We start from the raw sequence: 15,682 nt of genomic DNA, 5'->3' as shown, positions 1-15,682 counted from the left end.
CATGTTCGCGTTCACGGTCACTGCCGATGCATGCTCCATGCATCCCACAGTTCGCAGTAGCGGCCATCACGTGCAATCAACTGCTCATGGGTGCCTGATTCCACAACTGTTCCATTGTCCACCAGGAGAATTCGGTCTGCATCCCGAGTCTGCCCGAGGCGATGCGCAACGACGAGTGCGCTGCGGCCGGCGAGCGCCGCACGGGCTGCACGCTCGAGCAGCGAAGCGCCTGCGCTCCCGGCATCCGCGGTGGCCTCGTCGAGAATCACCATCGGTGGGTCGGCGAGCACCAGCCGAGCCAATGCGAGCTGCTGGGCCTGCATGGGCGTGAGCTGATGGCCGGCGTCCCCGACGACCGTGTCGAGTCCGTCGGGAAGCAGATCGAACCAGTCGCCGGCGAGCACGGTCCGCAACGCCGCCTCCATGGCGGCGTCGTCGGCGTTCGGGTTCGCCATGGCCAGATCGTCGCGCAACGATCCGGCGAAGACATGCACTTCCTGTGTGACCAGTGTGATCCGCTGCGCGCGCTCGGACTCCGGTACATCCAGGATGTCGACGCCACCGAACCGAATCGCGCCGGAGTCGGGCGTACGGACCCCGGCGAGCAGGGCCGCCAGCGTCGACTTCCCGGCTCCCGAAGGACCCACGACCGCAACGGTTTCGCCGGGTGCGACATCGAGATCGATACCGTGGATGATGTCTCGTCCGGGTGTGTAGCCGAACGTGACGTTCCGCACTGCGAGCGCACCTCGCGACGGAAGCCGAGGCGTGCGGGATTCGGCAGTTCGGTCGGCACCGTCCGCCCCTTCGTTCTCTTTCTCCGTACCTACCTCGATCACACCGACGATGCGTGCGAGCGATGCGAGTGCCGACTGCAACTCGTCGATGACGAGGAGGAGGTCGTCGATGGGGGCGAACAACCTGAGGAAGAGCAGCATTGCCGTCGTCGTGGCTCCCACGGTGAGTGCATCGGCGCCCACGAGGAGGAATCCGGCCACGAGAAGGCCTGCCATCACGATGAACTGGCCGGAATTGAGCCGCCCGTAGAACCGGTTCTGAACGATGCGGGCACGCATCGACCAGCGGACGACCTCCCACGAGTGGGATCCGATGCGGTCTGCGAGTCTGGGCGACAGGTCGTACGCGTGCACCGTGCGCAGTCCGCGCACCCCGCCCAGCACCTGTTGTGCTCGAAGCCCCATTGCTGCTCGTTCGGCCGCGTAGATCGCCGGCGCTTTGCGCAGGTACCAGCGGACCGCGAGCACGTAGATCGGGAGGGCCACCACGAGCACCGCAAGGAACCGCCAGTCGAGAGCGGTCAGCCCCACTGCGGTGAGCAGCACCGTGAACAACGATGTCGACAGTGCAGGCATCACCGTGCTGATCGCTCGGGACACCTCTTCGACATCGTCCGTGGCTCGCGATACGAGATCGCCGCTGCCCGCCGCCTCGACACGTTCGAGCGGCAAGGAGAGACTCGTCGTGAACATCTGCTCGCGCAGTCTCGCCAGAATTGTCTCGAAGAGCCTGGAAGACAGGATGACTCCGAGCGCGGTGAATCCGGCGAATGCAAGTGCCGCGCCGATCATGGCGGCACCGAGCAGCCAGATCCGCCCTGTCCCGCCTCCGTCGATGACGGCATCGACCATGCGGCCGAGTGCCCATGGCGGAACGAGACCGAGTGCAGCTCCGACGACCATGGTTGCCACGACTGCGACCAGGCGAAGGTGCTGCCCCTGCAGCGCGCGACGAACTTCGTGCCACACCGACCGCGCCTCGGCGATGGGGAACTTCGCTGATTCGGGACTCAATTGGGTGGTCATCGCGAAGGCTCCATCAGCGTCGAATCGATATCGCTTTCCACCGTCTCGGTGGCGGTGTGCGGTTCGGTTGCCTCTCCTGCGGCAGTGCCGAAACGCCACACGCTCGATGCCGCTGCCAACAGGGCCGGCGACGAGGTGAACACGACAGTGGTCTTTCCTGCCCGTGCAGCCGCGATGCGCCCGGCGACGGTCGCTTCCGTCACCGAGTCGACGGCGGTCGTCGGGTCGAGCAGTACGAGGATGTCCGGGTTCGCTGCGAGTGCCCGTGCCAGCGACACACGCTGACGCTGCCCACCAGACAGCAGCCGTCCGGCCTCTCCGACATCGGTGGTCAGGCCGTCGGGAAGCACCGCCACCACATCGTCGCAGGCCGCCGCGAATACGGCACGGGCCGCAGCGTCGTCGGTGACGTCGTCCGTAGCGGCGATGTTCTCGCCGATCGTTCCCTCGAAGAGATCACTCTCGTGCGGGGCGACCAGCAGGGTTCTCGCGCGAGAGTCATGGGGCAGATCTCGGACGTCCACTCCGCCGACGGTGATCACGCCGGCGTCCGGATTCGCCAGTCCGGTAAGCACATCGGCGAACGCGGAGGTGGTGGCCGCATCCGTGTCGACGGCGATGAACTCCCCTTCGGACACGCGGCGATCGACCTCGGTCGCGGTACCACACGTCACGCCGTCGAAGTGCAGTTCGAAGCCGTGCGGAGCACGCGCGGCAGCGGTGCTTTCGTTCGAGTACGGCGCCTGCAGCACCGTCAGTACGCGTTCTGCCGAGGCCAACGCCTGAGCCCAGATAGCACCGAAGTTCGCTGCGAACGCCTGGAGGGGGCCCATCACGAACTGGGTCACTGCCACCACGGTGATGAGTTGGCCGATGGTGAGTTCACCGCCGACCGCCATCGCTCCGGCAGCGATCGCGACTCCGGCGATGAACAGTCCAGTGACGATCTCCATCGACCCCAGGTAGCCCCCGCGTGCGACGTTCGCCTTGAGGGTGCCCTGCAGCGCGCGTTCGCTGGCCTCGAGGTATCGGCGTCCCGCCTCGTGTTCCGCGCCAAGGCCTTTGACGATCCTGAAGCCGCCCACGAGATCCGCGGCGGTACCGGCAGCTTCCCCTGCGACCTGCTGCTCCTGCATGCTCCGTCGGCGCAACGGCGAACCTGCACGGTCCATGACCCACAGCATCAGCGGCGCTGCCACCAGGATTGCGAGACCGAGCGGCCACGAGATGAACAGCAGAATCAATGCCGAGAAGACCACAGCGGCGAATTCGCCGAGGGGGTAGATGACGATCGCAACGGCCATGGCGAGCTGCCGTGCGTCCGATGTCGCGATGCTCAACAGTATTCCGGGTTGGCGCCGGGGTCCGCCCATCCCTCGTGCGTCGAGGATCCGGTCGGTGATCCTCGTCCGCACCTGGTGCTGGATCGACTGCATCCCGAGGAACCCGATGCGGGATCCGAACCGGAAGGTGAACGACACGAGTGCGAAGTCGACGGCGAGCACAGCGACCCACAGCACCAGTTGTCCCGCGTCGTTCGGGCTGATCGCACGGTCGATGGCCACACCCATGATGACCGGAACCAACGCCCCGCAGAGCTGGTGGATGATCAGCAGGAGGCCACCGGGCACCGTGTACCTCTTCGCAGCGAACATCGTTCGCAGCGTCAGCTCCCGCGGAGTCGTGGATTCCGTGACCTCTATGTGTTTGGTGCGCAGCGGTGACGCAGGCGCTTCGAAGAAGACTGGTAGTCGCATGTACTCGGCTCTCCTGGCCCATGACGGAGCCATCGATGTCGCGGCGGCTCCGAGCGGTCGGTATGTCAGCGTCGGTCGATACGTCGAGCCGGCGCAGCGCCCAGCACTGCGGATGGCCTGCCCCCCGTATTCACGCGCACGCAGAATCGGGTTCGTCGTGGGTGGAGTGCGGATACAGGGGCGTCTCTCTGCACGAATACTTCATCGGCACAACATGAACCGGGTATCACACGCAGAACCTGGACACGCCCCGTAGACACAATCCTCCCCTCGACCGGTATCAGTAATGGGAGCCTAACCTACCTTAGGGCGATCGGTACAGAGGTAGCTCGGGCGTGGCACATCGACCTGCCAGGGAAACGTCGATCACCCACTTTCGGCGGGAAAAGGAAGATGCCCTCCGGATGCGCCTTTGCGGGCGTACATCCGGAGGGCATCGTGCGCCTCGTCGGTGTTCTACCGAAACCGCGTCACCTGCGGATCCGCTGGAGAACAACCGTCACTCGTGAAGGGCCCCGGAGGTATCGAGCACCCATGCGAACTCGAATGCCACCTCGCGCCACTTCTCGTACCGGCCCGACACACCGCCGTGGCCCGCGCTCATCTCGGTCTTGAGCAGCAAGGGTGCATCGCCCGTCTTCGTCGCGCGCAGTTTCGCGACCCACTTGGCGGGTTCGACGTACAGCACGCGGGTGTCGTTGATGCTCGTGATGGCGAGGATCGCCGGGTAGTCCTTCGCCTCGATGTTCTCGTAGGGGCTGTACGAGCGCATGTACTCGTACACCTCCGGGTTCTCGAGGGGATTGCCCCACTCGTCCCACTCGATCACCGTCAGCGGCAGCGACGGGTCGAGGATCGAGGTGAGGGGGTCGACGAACGGCACATTGGCGAGGATGCCCGTGAACAGTTCCGGTGCCATGTTTGCGACCGCGCCCATGAGCAGACCCCCGGCGCTGCCGCCGTCCGCGACGAGCCGGTCGGGGCTCGTCACGCCGGTGTCGACGAGGTGCCGCGCGCACGCGACGAAGTCGGTGAAGGTGTTCTTCTTGGTGAGCGACTTGCCGTTCTCGTACCAATGCCGGCCCATCTCGCCACCACCACGCACGTGCGCGACTGCGAACACCATGCCGCGGTCGAGCAACGACAGTCGTGCGACCGAGAAACCCGGGTCGATGCTGGCCTCGTACGAGCCGTATCCGTACAGCAGGGTCGGGGCGTTCGCAGGTGTGCCCTTCTTCGCGACGATCGAGACCGGGATCTTCGTTCCGTCGTCGGCGGTCGCCCACTCACGTCGCTGTTCGTAGCGTGACGGATCGAAGTCGCCGAGCACGGGCTGCGACTTGCGCAGCAACAGCGCGTCGGTGCCCACGACGTACTCGTAGACGCGGGTCGGGGTGATGAACGAGGTGAACCCGAGTCGGAGCACGGGCTGCTTCCACTCGGGATTGCCGCCCGGACCGACGGCAAAGAGTTCTTCGTCGAATTCGAGTTCGTGGAGGTCGCCGTATCCGTCGGCGGTGAGCGGCCACACCGCGAGCCGGGTGAGCGCCTCGCGTCGGTAGCTCAACACGAGATGACCTTCGAACGCCTCGACATCTTCGAGCCGGACGTCCTTGCGGTGTTCGATCAGCGTGCGCAGCGCCGCCGGATCGTCGACAGGCGCTTCCGCGAGGACGAAGTTCTCCGCCTTCTCGCCGGTGCGGGGATCGACGTCGTTGTGCAGCACCAGGAACCGATCCCGGCCGCCGACGACGGCATGCTCGGCGCCGTACTCGACGCCTTCACGCCGTGGCAGCAGTACCCGGAACTCCCCCGTGGGATTGTCGGATTCGAGAACCCAGCCCTCGGTGGTGATCTTCGAACCCACCCAGATCATGAGGTACTTCTCGCTGCGCGTGGCGCCGATCGACACCCAGTACCGCTCGTCGGGCTCGTGGAAGACCTTCACATCGTCATCGACGGAGGTGCCGAGCCGATGCCGCCACACGGTGTCGGGGCGCCAGGACTCGTCGACCGTCTGATAGAAGACGTGACTGTGGTCGAGTGCCCACGTGGCGCCGGGTGCGGTGCCGGGGATCTCGTCGGCGAGGAGTTCACCGGTGGTGAGGTCCTTGAATTTGAGTGTGTACCGCTCGTCGCCCACCACGTCGGTCGAGTACGCGAGCATTGTGCCGTCATGACTGAGTGAGAACGCGCCGACCGAGAAGAAGTCGTGCCCCTCGGACTCCACGTTGCCGTCGAGCAGCACCTGTTCGCCGGGCAGTTCGGTGCCGACGGCGACCTCCGGAGGCGTCCAGTCCTCCGGGTCGGTGATGGGGCACCGGCATTGGATTCCGTACTGCTTGCCCTCGACCGTGCGGGCGTAGTACCACCACTCGCCCATGCGGGTGGGGACCGACATGTCGGTCTCCTGAGTCCGGGACTTGATCTCCTCGAAGATCGACTCCCGCACCGGTGCCAGATGCGCGGTCTGCGCCTCGGTGTACGCGTTCTCCGCTTCGAGGTACGCGATCACCTCCGGGTTGTCCTTGTCGCGCAGCCACTCGTAGTCGTCGACGAACGTGTGACCGTGATGGGTGCGCTCGTGCGGAACCTTCGTGGCAACGGGCGGGGTCGGGGAGGTCATCGTGGTCAGCCGATCCAATCGTCGAAGGACAGTCCGGAAATGCGTTCGTAGGCCTCGATGTAGCGCGCACGGGTCTTGTCGACGATGTGCTGCGGCAGTGCGGGCGGCGGCGTGTCCGACGCGCGATCCCATCCGGATTCGTCACTGGTGAGCCAGTTACGGACGATCTGCTTGTCGAAGCTCGGCTGAACTTTGCCCACCTCGTACTCGGCCAGATCCCAGTACCGGGACGAATCGGGGGTGAGCACCTCGTCGGCCAGCACGAGATTGCCTGCCTTGTCGAGACCGAACTCGAACTTGGTGTCGGCGAGCATGATGCCGCGCTCGTAGGCATAGATCGAGGCGCGGTCGTAGATGTCCAGGGTGTCCTGGCGCAGCTGCATCGCCAGGTTCAGTCCGATCTTCTCTGCAACCTGTTCGAAGCTGACGTTCTCGTCGTGATCGCCGAGATCGGCCTTCGTCGCGGGCGTGAAGATCGGTTCGGGAAGCCTGGATGCCTCGACCAGCCCCTCAGGTAGTTCGACGCCGCATACCGATCCGGTGGCGTTGTAGTCGGCGAGACCGGACCCGGTGAGATATCCGCGGGCCACACACTCCACCGGCACCATCTCGAGGCGCTTGACGATCAGCGCGCGTCCGAGAACCTCGGCGGGAATTCGCTCGTCGTCGGGCTCGCCTGCGAGGTGATTGTTCGCGTCGAGAAGGTCGAAGAAGAACACGCTCATCGCGGTGAGGACCCGGCCCTTGTCAGGGATCGAGGTCTCCAGGACGTGGTCGTAGGCCGAGATCCGGTCGCTGGCTACGAGCAGCAGGTGCTCGTCGTCGACGATGTAGAGGTCGCGGACCTTGCCGCCTGCCAGGTGTGAGTAGGACTCGAGTGAAGGACGCACGATGACACCCTAGTGGTCGACACCGACTCGTAGCGCACGCCGTGGCGTATGTCCCATCGACCACAATTGCGAGAAGAGGCCACGAAGATCGTTCCCCCGGACGACGACGCGGCAGAACAATGGAAGGTGTGATGGCCGTGTCGGACCGTGTGGACGTCGGCTTCCGGTCGGAGCGAGGGCCGATCCTGATCGCTTTGATGCTCGCCACCGCGCTGGTGGCACTCGAAAGCACGATCCTGGCAACCGCGGTACCCACGATCGTCGACGACCTGGGCGGATTCACCCAGTTCCCGTGGCTGTTCTCGAGTTATCTGCTCGCTCAGGCCGTCCTCGTGCCCGTGTACGGGAAGCTGTCCGATATCTTCGGGCGCACACCGGTCCTGTTGTTCGGTATCGGTGTGTTCGCTGCAGGTTCGGTGCTGTGCGCGGTGGCATGGAGCATGCCGGCGCTGATCGCCTTCCGCGCCTTGCAGGGGATCGGGGCGGGCGCGGTGCTACCGATGGCGCAGACCATCGCGGGTGACATCTACACGGTGGCGGAGCGCGCAAAGGCCCAGGGTTATCTGGCCAGCGTGTGGGGAATGTCGTCGATTGTCGGCCCGACGGTCGGTGGGGTGTTCTCCGATTTCATGTCGTGGCGGTGGATCTTCTGGGTGAACGTGCCGCTGTGTGCGGTCGCGGCGTGGGTGCTCGTGCGCAGTTTCCACGAGTCGAAACCCGATGGACCGCGACGCTCCGTGGACTGGGCAGGCGCCACCACGCTGGCCGTCGGAGCGGCGCTGGTGATCCTCGGGCTACTCGAGGGCGGGCAGTCGTGGGCATGGGTGTCGACGACGAGCATTGCGATCTTCACGGCCGGTGCGGTCCTGCTCGTGTCGTTCGTCGTGATCGAGACGCGGGTGCCCGAGCCGATCTTGCCGGTGTGGGTGCTGACCCGCCGGGTTCTGATCACCACCAGCGCGGTGTCGTGCCTGGTCGGCGCAGTGGTGTTGGGCCTGACGTCGTACGTGCCGTCGTTTGTACAGGGTTCGCTGGGCACCACCGCTCTGGTCGCCGGGTTCACACTTGCCGCGATGACGCTCGGTTGGCCGATAGCGGCCGCGCAGTCGGGACGCCTGTACCTGCGTCTCGGATTCCGCACCACAGGCCTCATCGGTGCGGTCCCGCTCCTTACCGGTACCACCCTCCTGACACAGATGGGTCCGGATTCGGCACCGTGGCAGGTCGCGGGCTGCTGTGTCGTCATCGGCCTGGGCATGGGTCTGATCGCGAGTCCATCACTCATCGCTGCCCAGTCCAGCGTGAAATGGAATGAGCGCGGCGTCGTCACCGGCGCGAACGCCTTCGCCCGTTCGATCGGCAGCGCTGTGGGCGTTGCCGTGTTCGGCGCTCTCGCGAACGCCGCGCTGGCTCGCTCCGGCGCGATCGAGGGCTCCGCACCGGGCGCAGAGCAGCTCGCCGCGTCCGTCTCTCCCGTGTTCACGGGCGTTCTGGTGTGCGCGCTCGCGCTCGCCGTCTGTGTAGCGTCGATTCCGAACCGTCCCGGCAGAGAAACCCAGCGCCCCTGAATTCGGCCAGGTTCACCCGATGCGGCGGGCATGACGAGTCAGGATGGGCCGCCCCCTTCATCGAAATTCGCGTGGGTACCGGCCGAGACGAAAACCGTACCGGCCATGCGTAAGTGGTCGCGGCAAGATGCAGAGTTCGACCACAGGTCCACTCCGGCGATCGGATATCGGCGGCGTGGCCTGCCCGAGACCGGGTACGGCAACACCACGACCGTGATCGCGCTGACGACGAGTACGATGTCGAATCGCACCATCACCAGGGACTTGCCCACAATCACCGACCGGGCGCGCGACCGTTCTGGAACCGCGTGTTCCGTTCTGCCTCGCAATCAGGCACCATCTCTGCGGTGAGGACCAGACGCGGTGACAACAGATCCATCGACGACATCACGTACATCCCGCTCGGCTCGTCCGGCCACGCGTCGAGCCAGCTCCGGCATGCGACGGCGATGCAGGAGACGACGGACTACGAATCGTTGCGCGCAGCGATGGACGCGGAGTACTACTGGCGCGGGGTGACGGAGACGTTCATGATCGCGGACGACTCATTCACCTCGGTATCGCGGGAGACCCGCGATCGCCTCGACATCTCCGCCGCCGTCATGGCGCGTGCCTCCCACTGGGTCAGCACGATCGAGCTGGCCACCGAAGGAGCGCACCTGTACGGGGCCCTGGTGGCCTACACGCAGGGCGTCGGCGACAGCTACTCTGCGATCGAGTCGTGGGCACGCACCACGAAGAACGCTCTGCGCCCCTGAGACATGACCGGCTCGTTCAGGCACGCAAACGGCCCCCGGGGGCCGGGGGCCGTTCAGGCGTGCGTTGGGGGGACGCACCCGCAACGAAGTACTACTGCTGCGACTGGTTGGCGGGCAGCTTCTCGAGTGCCGCATCGATGGAATCGAGTGCGAGGAGAGCGGTTTGGTAAGTCGCCGCGTTGGCGTGCTCGACGGCGACGAGGTTACCCGCCTTCACTGCGGGCAGTTCCTTCCACAGCGGTGAATCGAACAGTTCCTGCAAGGCCGGAGTGACTGATCCGTCCGCTTCGATGCCGTAGACGATCACGTCCGCGTCACCGAGGTTCTCCGGCAGCTGCTCGAACGAGAGGTACTCGCCGTGAGTGATTGCGGGGTCGGCCGGCGTGCCGGGGAAGTCGAAGCCGAGGTCGTCGAGCAGATTCGTGGTGTAGGACGACTTGTATTCGCGCATGTATTCGCCGGGGTTCGTGCCACATTCACTGCACACACCCGCGAACTTCAGGCTGCCGAGAGTACCGGCGTATTTCTCGGCGAGTTCCGCAGCGCGCGCGTCGTACTCGTCCTTGAACTCACCGTACGAATCGCTCACGTTGGCTGCATCAGCGAACTGCTCACCGAGTTCACGCCATTCACCTGGAATACTGGGGCCGAGGAACACCACCGGCGCAAGCGTTTCCAGTGTGGCCATGTCGAGCTGCTCTTGGACCATCGCCGGAACACCCATGATGATGAGGTCGGGCTCGGCCATAGTGACGGCCTCGTAGTTCAGGTCGGCGACCGACATGTCGGGAGCGACCTTCGGCAACTCCTCGTATGCGGCGAGGGTTTCCTCGTCCATGTTCTCGGTCTCACGTGTCCACTCGCACACAGCAGCAAGGTTGGCGTTCGACTGGATCAGAGGGAGCACCGCGTAGCCACAGGCGACGATGCGCTGCGGGTCGGCCGGGATCTCGATGGAACCGTTCTGCGCCTCGAATGTCCGCGTCTCCGAGGATGCCGAGGTGCCGGCACCCCCATCTGCAGTGTCGCTGTCACCGTCGCTCGAGCATCCGACCAGTCCGACAGCCAACAAGGCCGCCGCGCCGAGCACTACGGCGGTGCGCCCCCGGCTCCGTTCCAGAACCCGCATCGTGTGTCTCCCACATGTCACTACGCCGCGGCACGTCGCCCCGGTCGCAATTGGTTAGGCTAACCGACATCGACGACGAGGCCAAGCGCCCGGTTCACCCCGTTTCGACCGAAATTTCGGCCACCTCGGATCCAGGCTGCCGCACGACACGACCCGTAGCGCTAGCAAAGGTAAGGCTATCCGTATATCTTCGTCACCGGTCGCGCGCAGCCGCCGCGGCCGACCAGCCGCAACCGAAAGGTGTGAGCATGCAGGCACCGGTCGCCGCCGCTACCGCAACCGACCGGGCAGCACGGACCGCACCACCCCCATTCGTGCTGTCCCGCCCTCACGGCACCGTGCTCGCCCACGGTGTTCACGACCGCTTCGATTCCGCCCTCGACGCCGCATCCGCACTGCGCGCCGGCCGGATCCGCGCGGTGGCCGGCGCCCTGCCCTTCGCCCCCGACCACCCCGCAGCGCTGACCGCCCCCGAGGCCCTCGACCACATCGCCACCCCCTACACGACGGAAACTCCTGCGCTACCGACGATTCGGCTCACCGGTGTCACCCCCGACGAGGATGAACACGTCGACCGCGTGACCACCGCGCTGGGACTGCTCCGCGCCGACGACCACGCGCTCAAGAAAGTCGTTCTCGCCCGCGCTCTCACGCTCGAGTCCGAGAGCCGCCTCGCTCCCGAAACGCTTCTTGCCGCTCTGATTTCCCGCGACACCGTCGGCAACGGATTCGCCGTCGATCTCAGCGCGGCCGGTGCACAGTGGTCCGGATGCCACCTGGTGGGTGCAAGCCCCGAGGTACTCGTCCGGCGCCGGGGCGACCTCGTCACCGCCCACCCCCTCGCCGGCTCTGCACCCCGCAGTTCGGACCCCGACGTCGACCGCGCCACCGCCGAGACGCTTCGGGCCTCCGCGAAGAATCTGCGCGAGCACGCCCACGTCATCGATTCACTGCGGGCCTCACTCGAGCCGCTGTGCTCAAAGCTCGACATTCCGGATAGACCGTCCCTCACGAACACTCGGCAGTTGTGGCATCTCGGCACGCCCGTATCCGGTCGGCTGCGCGACCGTTCCCTCACCGCGCTCGACCTTGCGCTCGCCGTCCATCCGACGCCCGCGATCTGCGGCACTCCGACCGGCCTGGCACGCGAGGTGATCCAGGAACTCGAAGGCGACCGGGGATTCTACGCCGGCGCACTCGGCTGGTGCGACGAGGACGGCGACGGCGAGTGGATGGTCACCATCCGGTGTGCCGTCCTCCACCCCGACCGCACGACACTGACCGCCCACGCAGGCGGAGGCATCGTCGCCGACTCCGATCCGTCCGACGAATTATCCGAGACCACAGTGAAATTCGGAACAGTGCTCGATGCCTTCGGAGTTCGCCGATGACCCGGCCGGTCACTCTCGTCGTCGGCGCGGCCCAGGGCATCGGGCGGGCGACCGCCCTGACGCTCGCGGCCTCGGGACATCGCCTCGTCCTCGCCGATCGCGATCTCGACGGAGTGCGCGAGACAGCGGCGATGCTGGACGATCCTGCGCCCTCGTATCAACTCGATATCCGCGACCGCGACGCCGTGGACACTGTGATCGCCCACATCGAAGGCACCCACGGCCCGATCGAGGGCCTCGCCCACGTCGCAGGGGTGTTCTCCGTCGGCTCGGTCCTCGACTGCGACCCGGACGAATGGCAACGCATCCACGACATCAACGTCACCGGGCTCCTCTCCGTGCTGCGAGCCGTCGGGCGGGCGATGCGCGACCGCAAGTCCGGATCGATCGTCGTGGTCGGTTCGAATTCCGCGGGCGTGCCCCGCATGGGCATGGGAGCGTACGGGTCCTCGAAGGCAGCCGCGACGATGCTCGTGCGAATTCTCGGCCTCGAGCTCGCGCAGTACGGGATTCGCGCCAACGTCGTCGCGCCCGGTTCCACCGACACGGCGATGCAACGCACGCTGTGGGCCGACCCCGACGACGACACCGGAGCGCAGGGCGCCATCGCGGGTGATCTCGCGCAGTTCAAGGTCGGCATCCCACTGGGACGCATCGCAGAACCCGTGGATATCGCCGAGTCGATAGAGTTCCTGCTCTCACCGCGTGCCCGGCACATCACCATGCAGACCCTGTACGTCGACGGTGGTGCCACGCTCAGAGCGTGATCCGGTCCGAGGTGCGGCTCACACTGCGACGGGTAGCTCGACGCGGGCCTCCAGCGCAGCATACCGACCGCCGAGCGCGACAAGCTCGTCGTGAGATCCCTGTTCGGCGATCCTGCCGTGGTCCAGGACGACGATCTCGTCGGCGTCGCGAACCGTCGAGAGCCGGTGCGCGATGGTGATGGTGGTGCGCCCGTGTCGCGCGGTGTCGATCGCCTGTTGCACCAGACGTTCGGTTTCGTTGTCGAGCGCACTGGTCGCTTCGTCGAGCACGAGAATCCGCGGATCGCGGAGCAACGTTCGGGCAATGGCGAGGCGCTGCTTCTCGCCTCCCGAGAACCGGTGGCCGCGGGCCCCGACGACCGTGTCGTAGCCGTCGGGCAACGACACGATCAGGTCGTGGATGCGTGCGGCGCGAGCGGCATCCTCGATCTCTGTGTCAGTCGCATCGGACTTTGCGTAGCGCAGGTTCTCGCGCACGGTCGCGTGGAGAAGATACGTCTCCTGCGAGACCACACCGACCAGCGCGGCGACATCGGCGAGCGCCATGTCGCGCAGGTCCACACCGTCGATCGTGACGCGCCCCGATGTCGGGTCGTACAGCCGCGCGACGAGTCCGCCGAGAGTCGTTTTGCCCGAACCGGTCTCGCCGACGAGGGCAACCTGCGTACCTGCCGGTACATCGAGGGTGACGTCGTCCAGGGCAAGACGGTGTGCGCCGTCGTACCGGAAGTCGACGCCCTCGAATCGCACTGCACCCGCGACCCGTTCGAGATCGACGTGGACCGGTTCCTCCGGGTCATCGATCTCGACGGTGAGATCCAGGTATTCGAATATCCTGCTGAACAACGCAAGCGAGCTGGTGACGGTGATTCCGACGTCGAGCAGGCTCATCAGTGGCCGGAACAGGGTCGATTGCAGACCGGTGAAAGCAACGAGGGTGCCGATCGTCATGCCGCCGGACGTAGCGGGCAGTCCGGCGACGAGATAGAGCACCGCGGGAATCGCGGAGAAGACGATGTTCATAGTGGCCATGCGCCACCGGCCGGACAGCTGCGCGTGCAGCTCGAGGTCGGCGAGATCGTCGGAGGTGCGCGCGAACTTCCCGGACAGCGCGGGCCCGGTGCCGAGCGTCTTGACCAGGAGTACGCCGCTGACGGACAGTCCTTCTTCGATCTGGGTCTGCATGTCGGCCAGCCGGCGTTGCTGACGCGCGGTGATCACGCGACGCATCCTCGCGACGCGGCGGGTGAGCCAGATGGCCGGCGGCAGCACGATCAGCGACAGCAGCGCCAGTCGCCAGCTGAGGATCGTCATCGCGACGGCGGTACCGACCACGGTGGTGACGTTGGAGGCGATGGACGTCGCAGTGGAGGTCACCACCGATTGCATTCCCCCGATGTCGTTGGTCAGCCTCGACTGGATCTCACCACCGCGGGTGCGGGTGAAGAAACTCAGCGACTGTCGTTGCAGGTGTGAGAACACGCGAGTTCGCAGATCGTGCATGATCCGCTGCCCGACGGTCGTGGAAATCCACGTCTGAGCGACACCGAGCAGTGAGCTGACCACGGTGACGGCGAGCATGCCACCCACCGTCCACAGCAGCAGGGGCACGTTCTGATGCGGGATCGCGTCGTCGATGACGGCGCGGACGAGGAATGGGTTCGCAAGTGAGATGACCGACGAGGCGACGATGAGCGCGACGACGACGGCGATCTGCCAGCGGTAGGGGGCGAACAGGGCGCCGATGCGCCGGAGGCTGACGGGTGATTCCTTCAGCTGTTCGATGTCCTTGGGGTCGACCTTGCCGCCGCGGCCTCTGCCGCCGCTGGGCCCGGGACCTGGTGGGGGCTGCATCATGCACACCACCTCGATTCATGATTCGTTCGTACTTAGTGAGGTTGCCTCATTAAGAGGCAGGCGTCAACTGAGGTATGGTGAACATCATGTCGGATTCCCCCGCCGTACTCCGCGACCTGCTGATGGCAACCACCCGTACGCTGCGGAAACGCTGGCACGAGATACTCCGTCCCTGGGAGCTGTCTCCTCACGAACATCGAGCGCTGCGAGTGATCGGAAGCGCCGACGAACCGGTACGTCTGGGTGTCGTCGCGAAGTCGTTGCGCATCGTTCCGCGCTCGGTCACCGAGGTCGTCGACCGGCTCGAATCCCGCGGTCTCACCGAACGCCTCCCCGACCCCGCCGACCGCCGCGCCGTATGCGTGCAACTCACCGACGACGGACGACGCATGCTGACAGAACTGGACACCGCGCGCGACGCCGACGCGGCCGAGGTCTTCGCCCGACTCGATGCTGCCGAACGCGCCGAACTCGCACGCCTGCTCCTCAAGCTCACCGACGACCACAACCACACCGCGAGGGCAGAAAATTCCGTTGCCTCGGCGAACGACGGCCCGTAATCTCGTCGCACGTCATACCCGGCTCTACGAGGAGGCAGATCATGCTGCCGGTCACCGAACGCGATATCAGGTCGTCGTTCATCAATTGCTCGAAAGGTGACGCGAAGCGCCTGTCCGTCCCCGCCGACCTCGCCGGTCTGCCCTGGGAGGACCTCGATTTTCTCGGCTGGACCGATCCGTCGTATCCCGGTCGCTGCTACGTGGTGACCGAGCAGGGCGACCGCCTGGTCGGTGTTGCACTGCGACACGAGTCCGGTGGCCGTCGCCCCGCGCAGATGTGTTCGATCTGCCAGACCACCCACCCCAACGGGGGCGTACACCTCATGGCGGCACGCAAGACCGGCGACGCCGGGCGCCGGGGCAACACGATCGGCACCTACATGTGCGCCGACCTCGACTGCTCGCTCTACGCTCGCCGCAAGAAGACCCCGAGCGGGGGCCGCCTCTACCGCGACGACACTGCCGTCGACGACCGGATCGAACGCGTCCGGTCCAACCTGGACGCGTTCATCGCCCGCGTCGGCTCCTCCTGACGAGCCCGAAGCGTGTGACGCGG

Annotated in this window: 13 protein-coding genes; 6 read left to right on the top strand and 7 right to left on the bottom strand. The window is 65.9% G+C overall.

Annotation, left to right across the window (positions count from 1 at the left end; translation table 11 throughout):
• Positions 1-17: 17 nt before the first annotated feature.
• From MWU77_RS00785 to MWU77_RS00770, 4 genes are all read right to left on the bottom strand, one after another.
• Complete coding sequence (locus MWU77_RS00785; RefSeq protein WP_247272725.1) at positions 18-1,823, bottom strand: ABC transporter ATP-binding protein; 1,806 nt, start codon at positions 1,821-1,823, stop codon at positions 18-20.
• A complete protein-coding gene (locus MWU77_RS00780; protein WP_247272724.1) occupies positions 1,820-3,580 on the bottom strand; it encodes an ABC transporter ATP-binding protein in 1,761 nt (586 codons plus the stop codon). Before MWU77_RS00780 ends, MWU77_RS00785 begins: the two co-directional genes overlap by 4 nt.
• Before the next feature lie 499 nt (positions 3,581-4,079).
• Entirely contained in the window at positions 4,080-6,206 is a 2,127-nt protein-coding gene (locus MWU77_RS00775; protein ID WP_247272723.1) for a S9 family peptidase, read from the bottom strand.
• A gap of 5 nt (positions 6,207-6,211) precedes the next feature.
• Positions 6,212-7,096 carry a phosphoribosylaminoimidazolesuccinocarboxamide synthase gene (locus tag MWU77_RS00770; protein WP_247272722.1) on the bottom strand — a complete coding sequence of 295 codons (885 nt, stop codon included), beginning with the start codon at positions 7,094-7,096 and terminating at the stop codon, positions 6,212-6,214.
• A 131-nt stretch (positions 7,097-7,227) separates the two neighbouring features.
• Here MWU77_RS00770 and MWU77_RS00765 point away from each other — a divergent pair, with 131 nt between their 5' ends.
• Positions 7,228-8,664 carry an MDR family MFS transporter gene (locus MWU77_RS00765; RefSeq protein WP_247272721.1) on the top strand — a complete coding sequence of 479 codons (1,437 nt, stop codon included), beginning with the start codon at positions 7,228-7,230 and terminating at the stop codon, positions 8,662-8,664.
• Positions 8,665-8,702: 38 nt separating this feature from the next.
• Here the strand turns inward: MWU77_RS00765 and MWU77_RS00760 are convergent, their stop codons facing one another.
• The gene (locus MWU77_RS00760; protein ID WP_247272720.1) at positions 8,703-8,936 is read right to left on the bottom strand and encodes a hypothetical protein; all 234 of its coding nucleotides are present in this window, start codon (positions 8,934-8,936) and stop codon (positions 8,703-8,705) included.
• A gap of 75 nt (positions 8,937-9,011) precedes the next feature.
• On the opposite strand from MWU77_RS00760, the gene MWU77_RS00755 reads away from it, so the two are divergent.
• A complete protein-coding gene (locus MWU77_RS00755) occupies positions 9,012-9,422 on the top strand; it encodes a hypothetical protein (RefSeq protein ID WP_247272719.1) in 411 nt (136 codons plus the stop codon).
• 91 nt (positions 9,423-9,513) lie between these two features.
• On the opposite strand, the gene MWU77_RS00750 is transcribed toward MWU77_RS00755, so the two are convergent.
• Entirely contained in the window at positions 9,514-10,551 is a 1,038-nt protein-coding gene (locus tag MWU77_RS00750) for an ABC transporter substrate-binding protein (protein WP_247272718.1), read from the bottom strand.
• Positions 10,552-10,799: 248 nt separating this feature from the next.
• Here MWU77_RS00750 and MWU77_RS00745 point away from each other — a divergent pair, with 248 nt between their 5' ends.
• Together MWU77_RS00745 and MWU77_RS00740 are read left to right on the top strand one after the other, a co-directional pair.
• The gene (locus MWU77_RS00745) at positions 10,800-11,942 is read left to right on the top strand and encodes an isochorismate synthase MenF (RefSeq protein ID WP_247272717.1); all 1,143 of its coding nucleotides are present in this window, start codon (positions 10,800-10,802) and stop codon (positions 11,940-11,942) included.
• Positions 11,939-12,709: an SDR family oxidoreductase gene (locus MWU77_RS00740; RefSeq protein ID WP_247272716.1), complete on the top strand. Its 771-nt coding sequence runs from the start codon at positions 11,939-11,941 to the stop codon at positions 12,707-12,709. The genes MWU77_RS00745 and MWU77_RS00740 overlap by 4 nt, the downstream gene beginning before the upstream one ends.
• An 18-nt stretch (positions 12,710-12,727) precedes the next feature.
• Here the strand turns inward: MWU77_RS00740 and MWU77_RS00735 are convergent, their stop codons facing one another.
• Complete coding sequence (locus MWU77_RS00735) at positions 12,728-14,566, bottom strand: ABC transporter ATP-binding protein (RefSeq protein ID WP_247272715.1); 1,839 nt, start codon at positions 14,564-14,566, stop codon at positions 12,728-12,730.
• Between the two features lie 74 nt (positions 14,567-14,640).
• Between MWU77_RS00735 and MWU77_RS00730 the strand changes: the two genes are divergently transcribed.
• Positions 14,641-15,126 (top strand): MarR family winged helix-turn-helix transcriptional regulator, encoded by a 486-nt coding sequence (locus tag MWU77_RS00730; RefSeq protein ID WP_374229792.1) that lies wholly within the window; start codon positions 14,641-14,643, stop codon positions 15,124-15,126.
• A gap of 41 nt (positions 15,127-15,167) precedes the next feature.
• Complete coding sequence (locus MWU77_RS00725; RefSeq protein ID WP_169688255.1) at positions 15,168-15,659, top strand: FBP domain-containing protein; 492 nt, start codon at positions 15,168-15,170, stop codon at positions 15,657-15,659.
• The last annotated feature ends 23 nt before the right edge of the window (positions 15,660-15,682 follow it).

The sequence above is a fragment of the Rhodococcus sp. F64268 genome, assembly GCF_023015605.1.
Taxonomy (GTDB): Bacteria; Actinomycetota; Actinomycetes; order Mycobacteriales; family Mycobacteriaceae; genus Rhodococcus.
The sequence above is the reverse complement of the archived record's forward strand: the minus strand, read 5'-3'. Positions and strand labels throughout refer to the sequence as shown.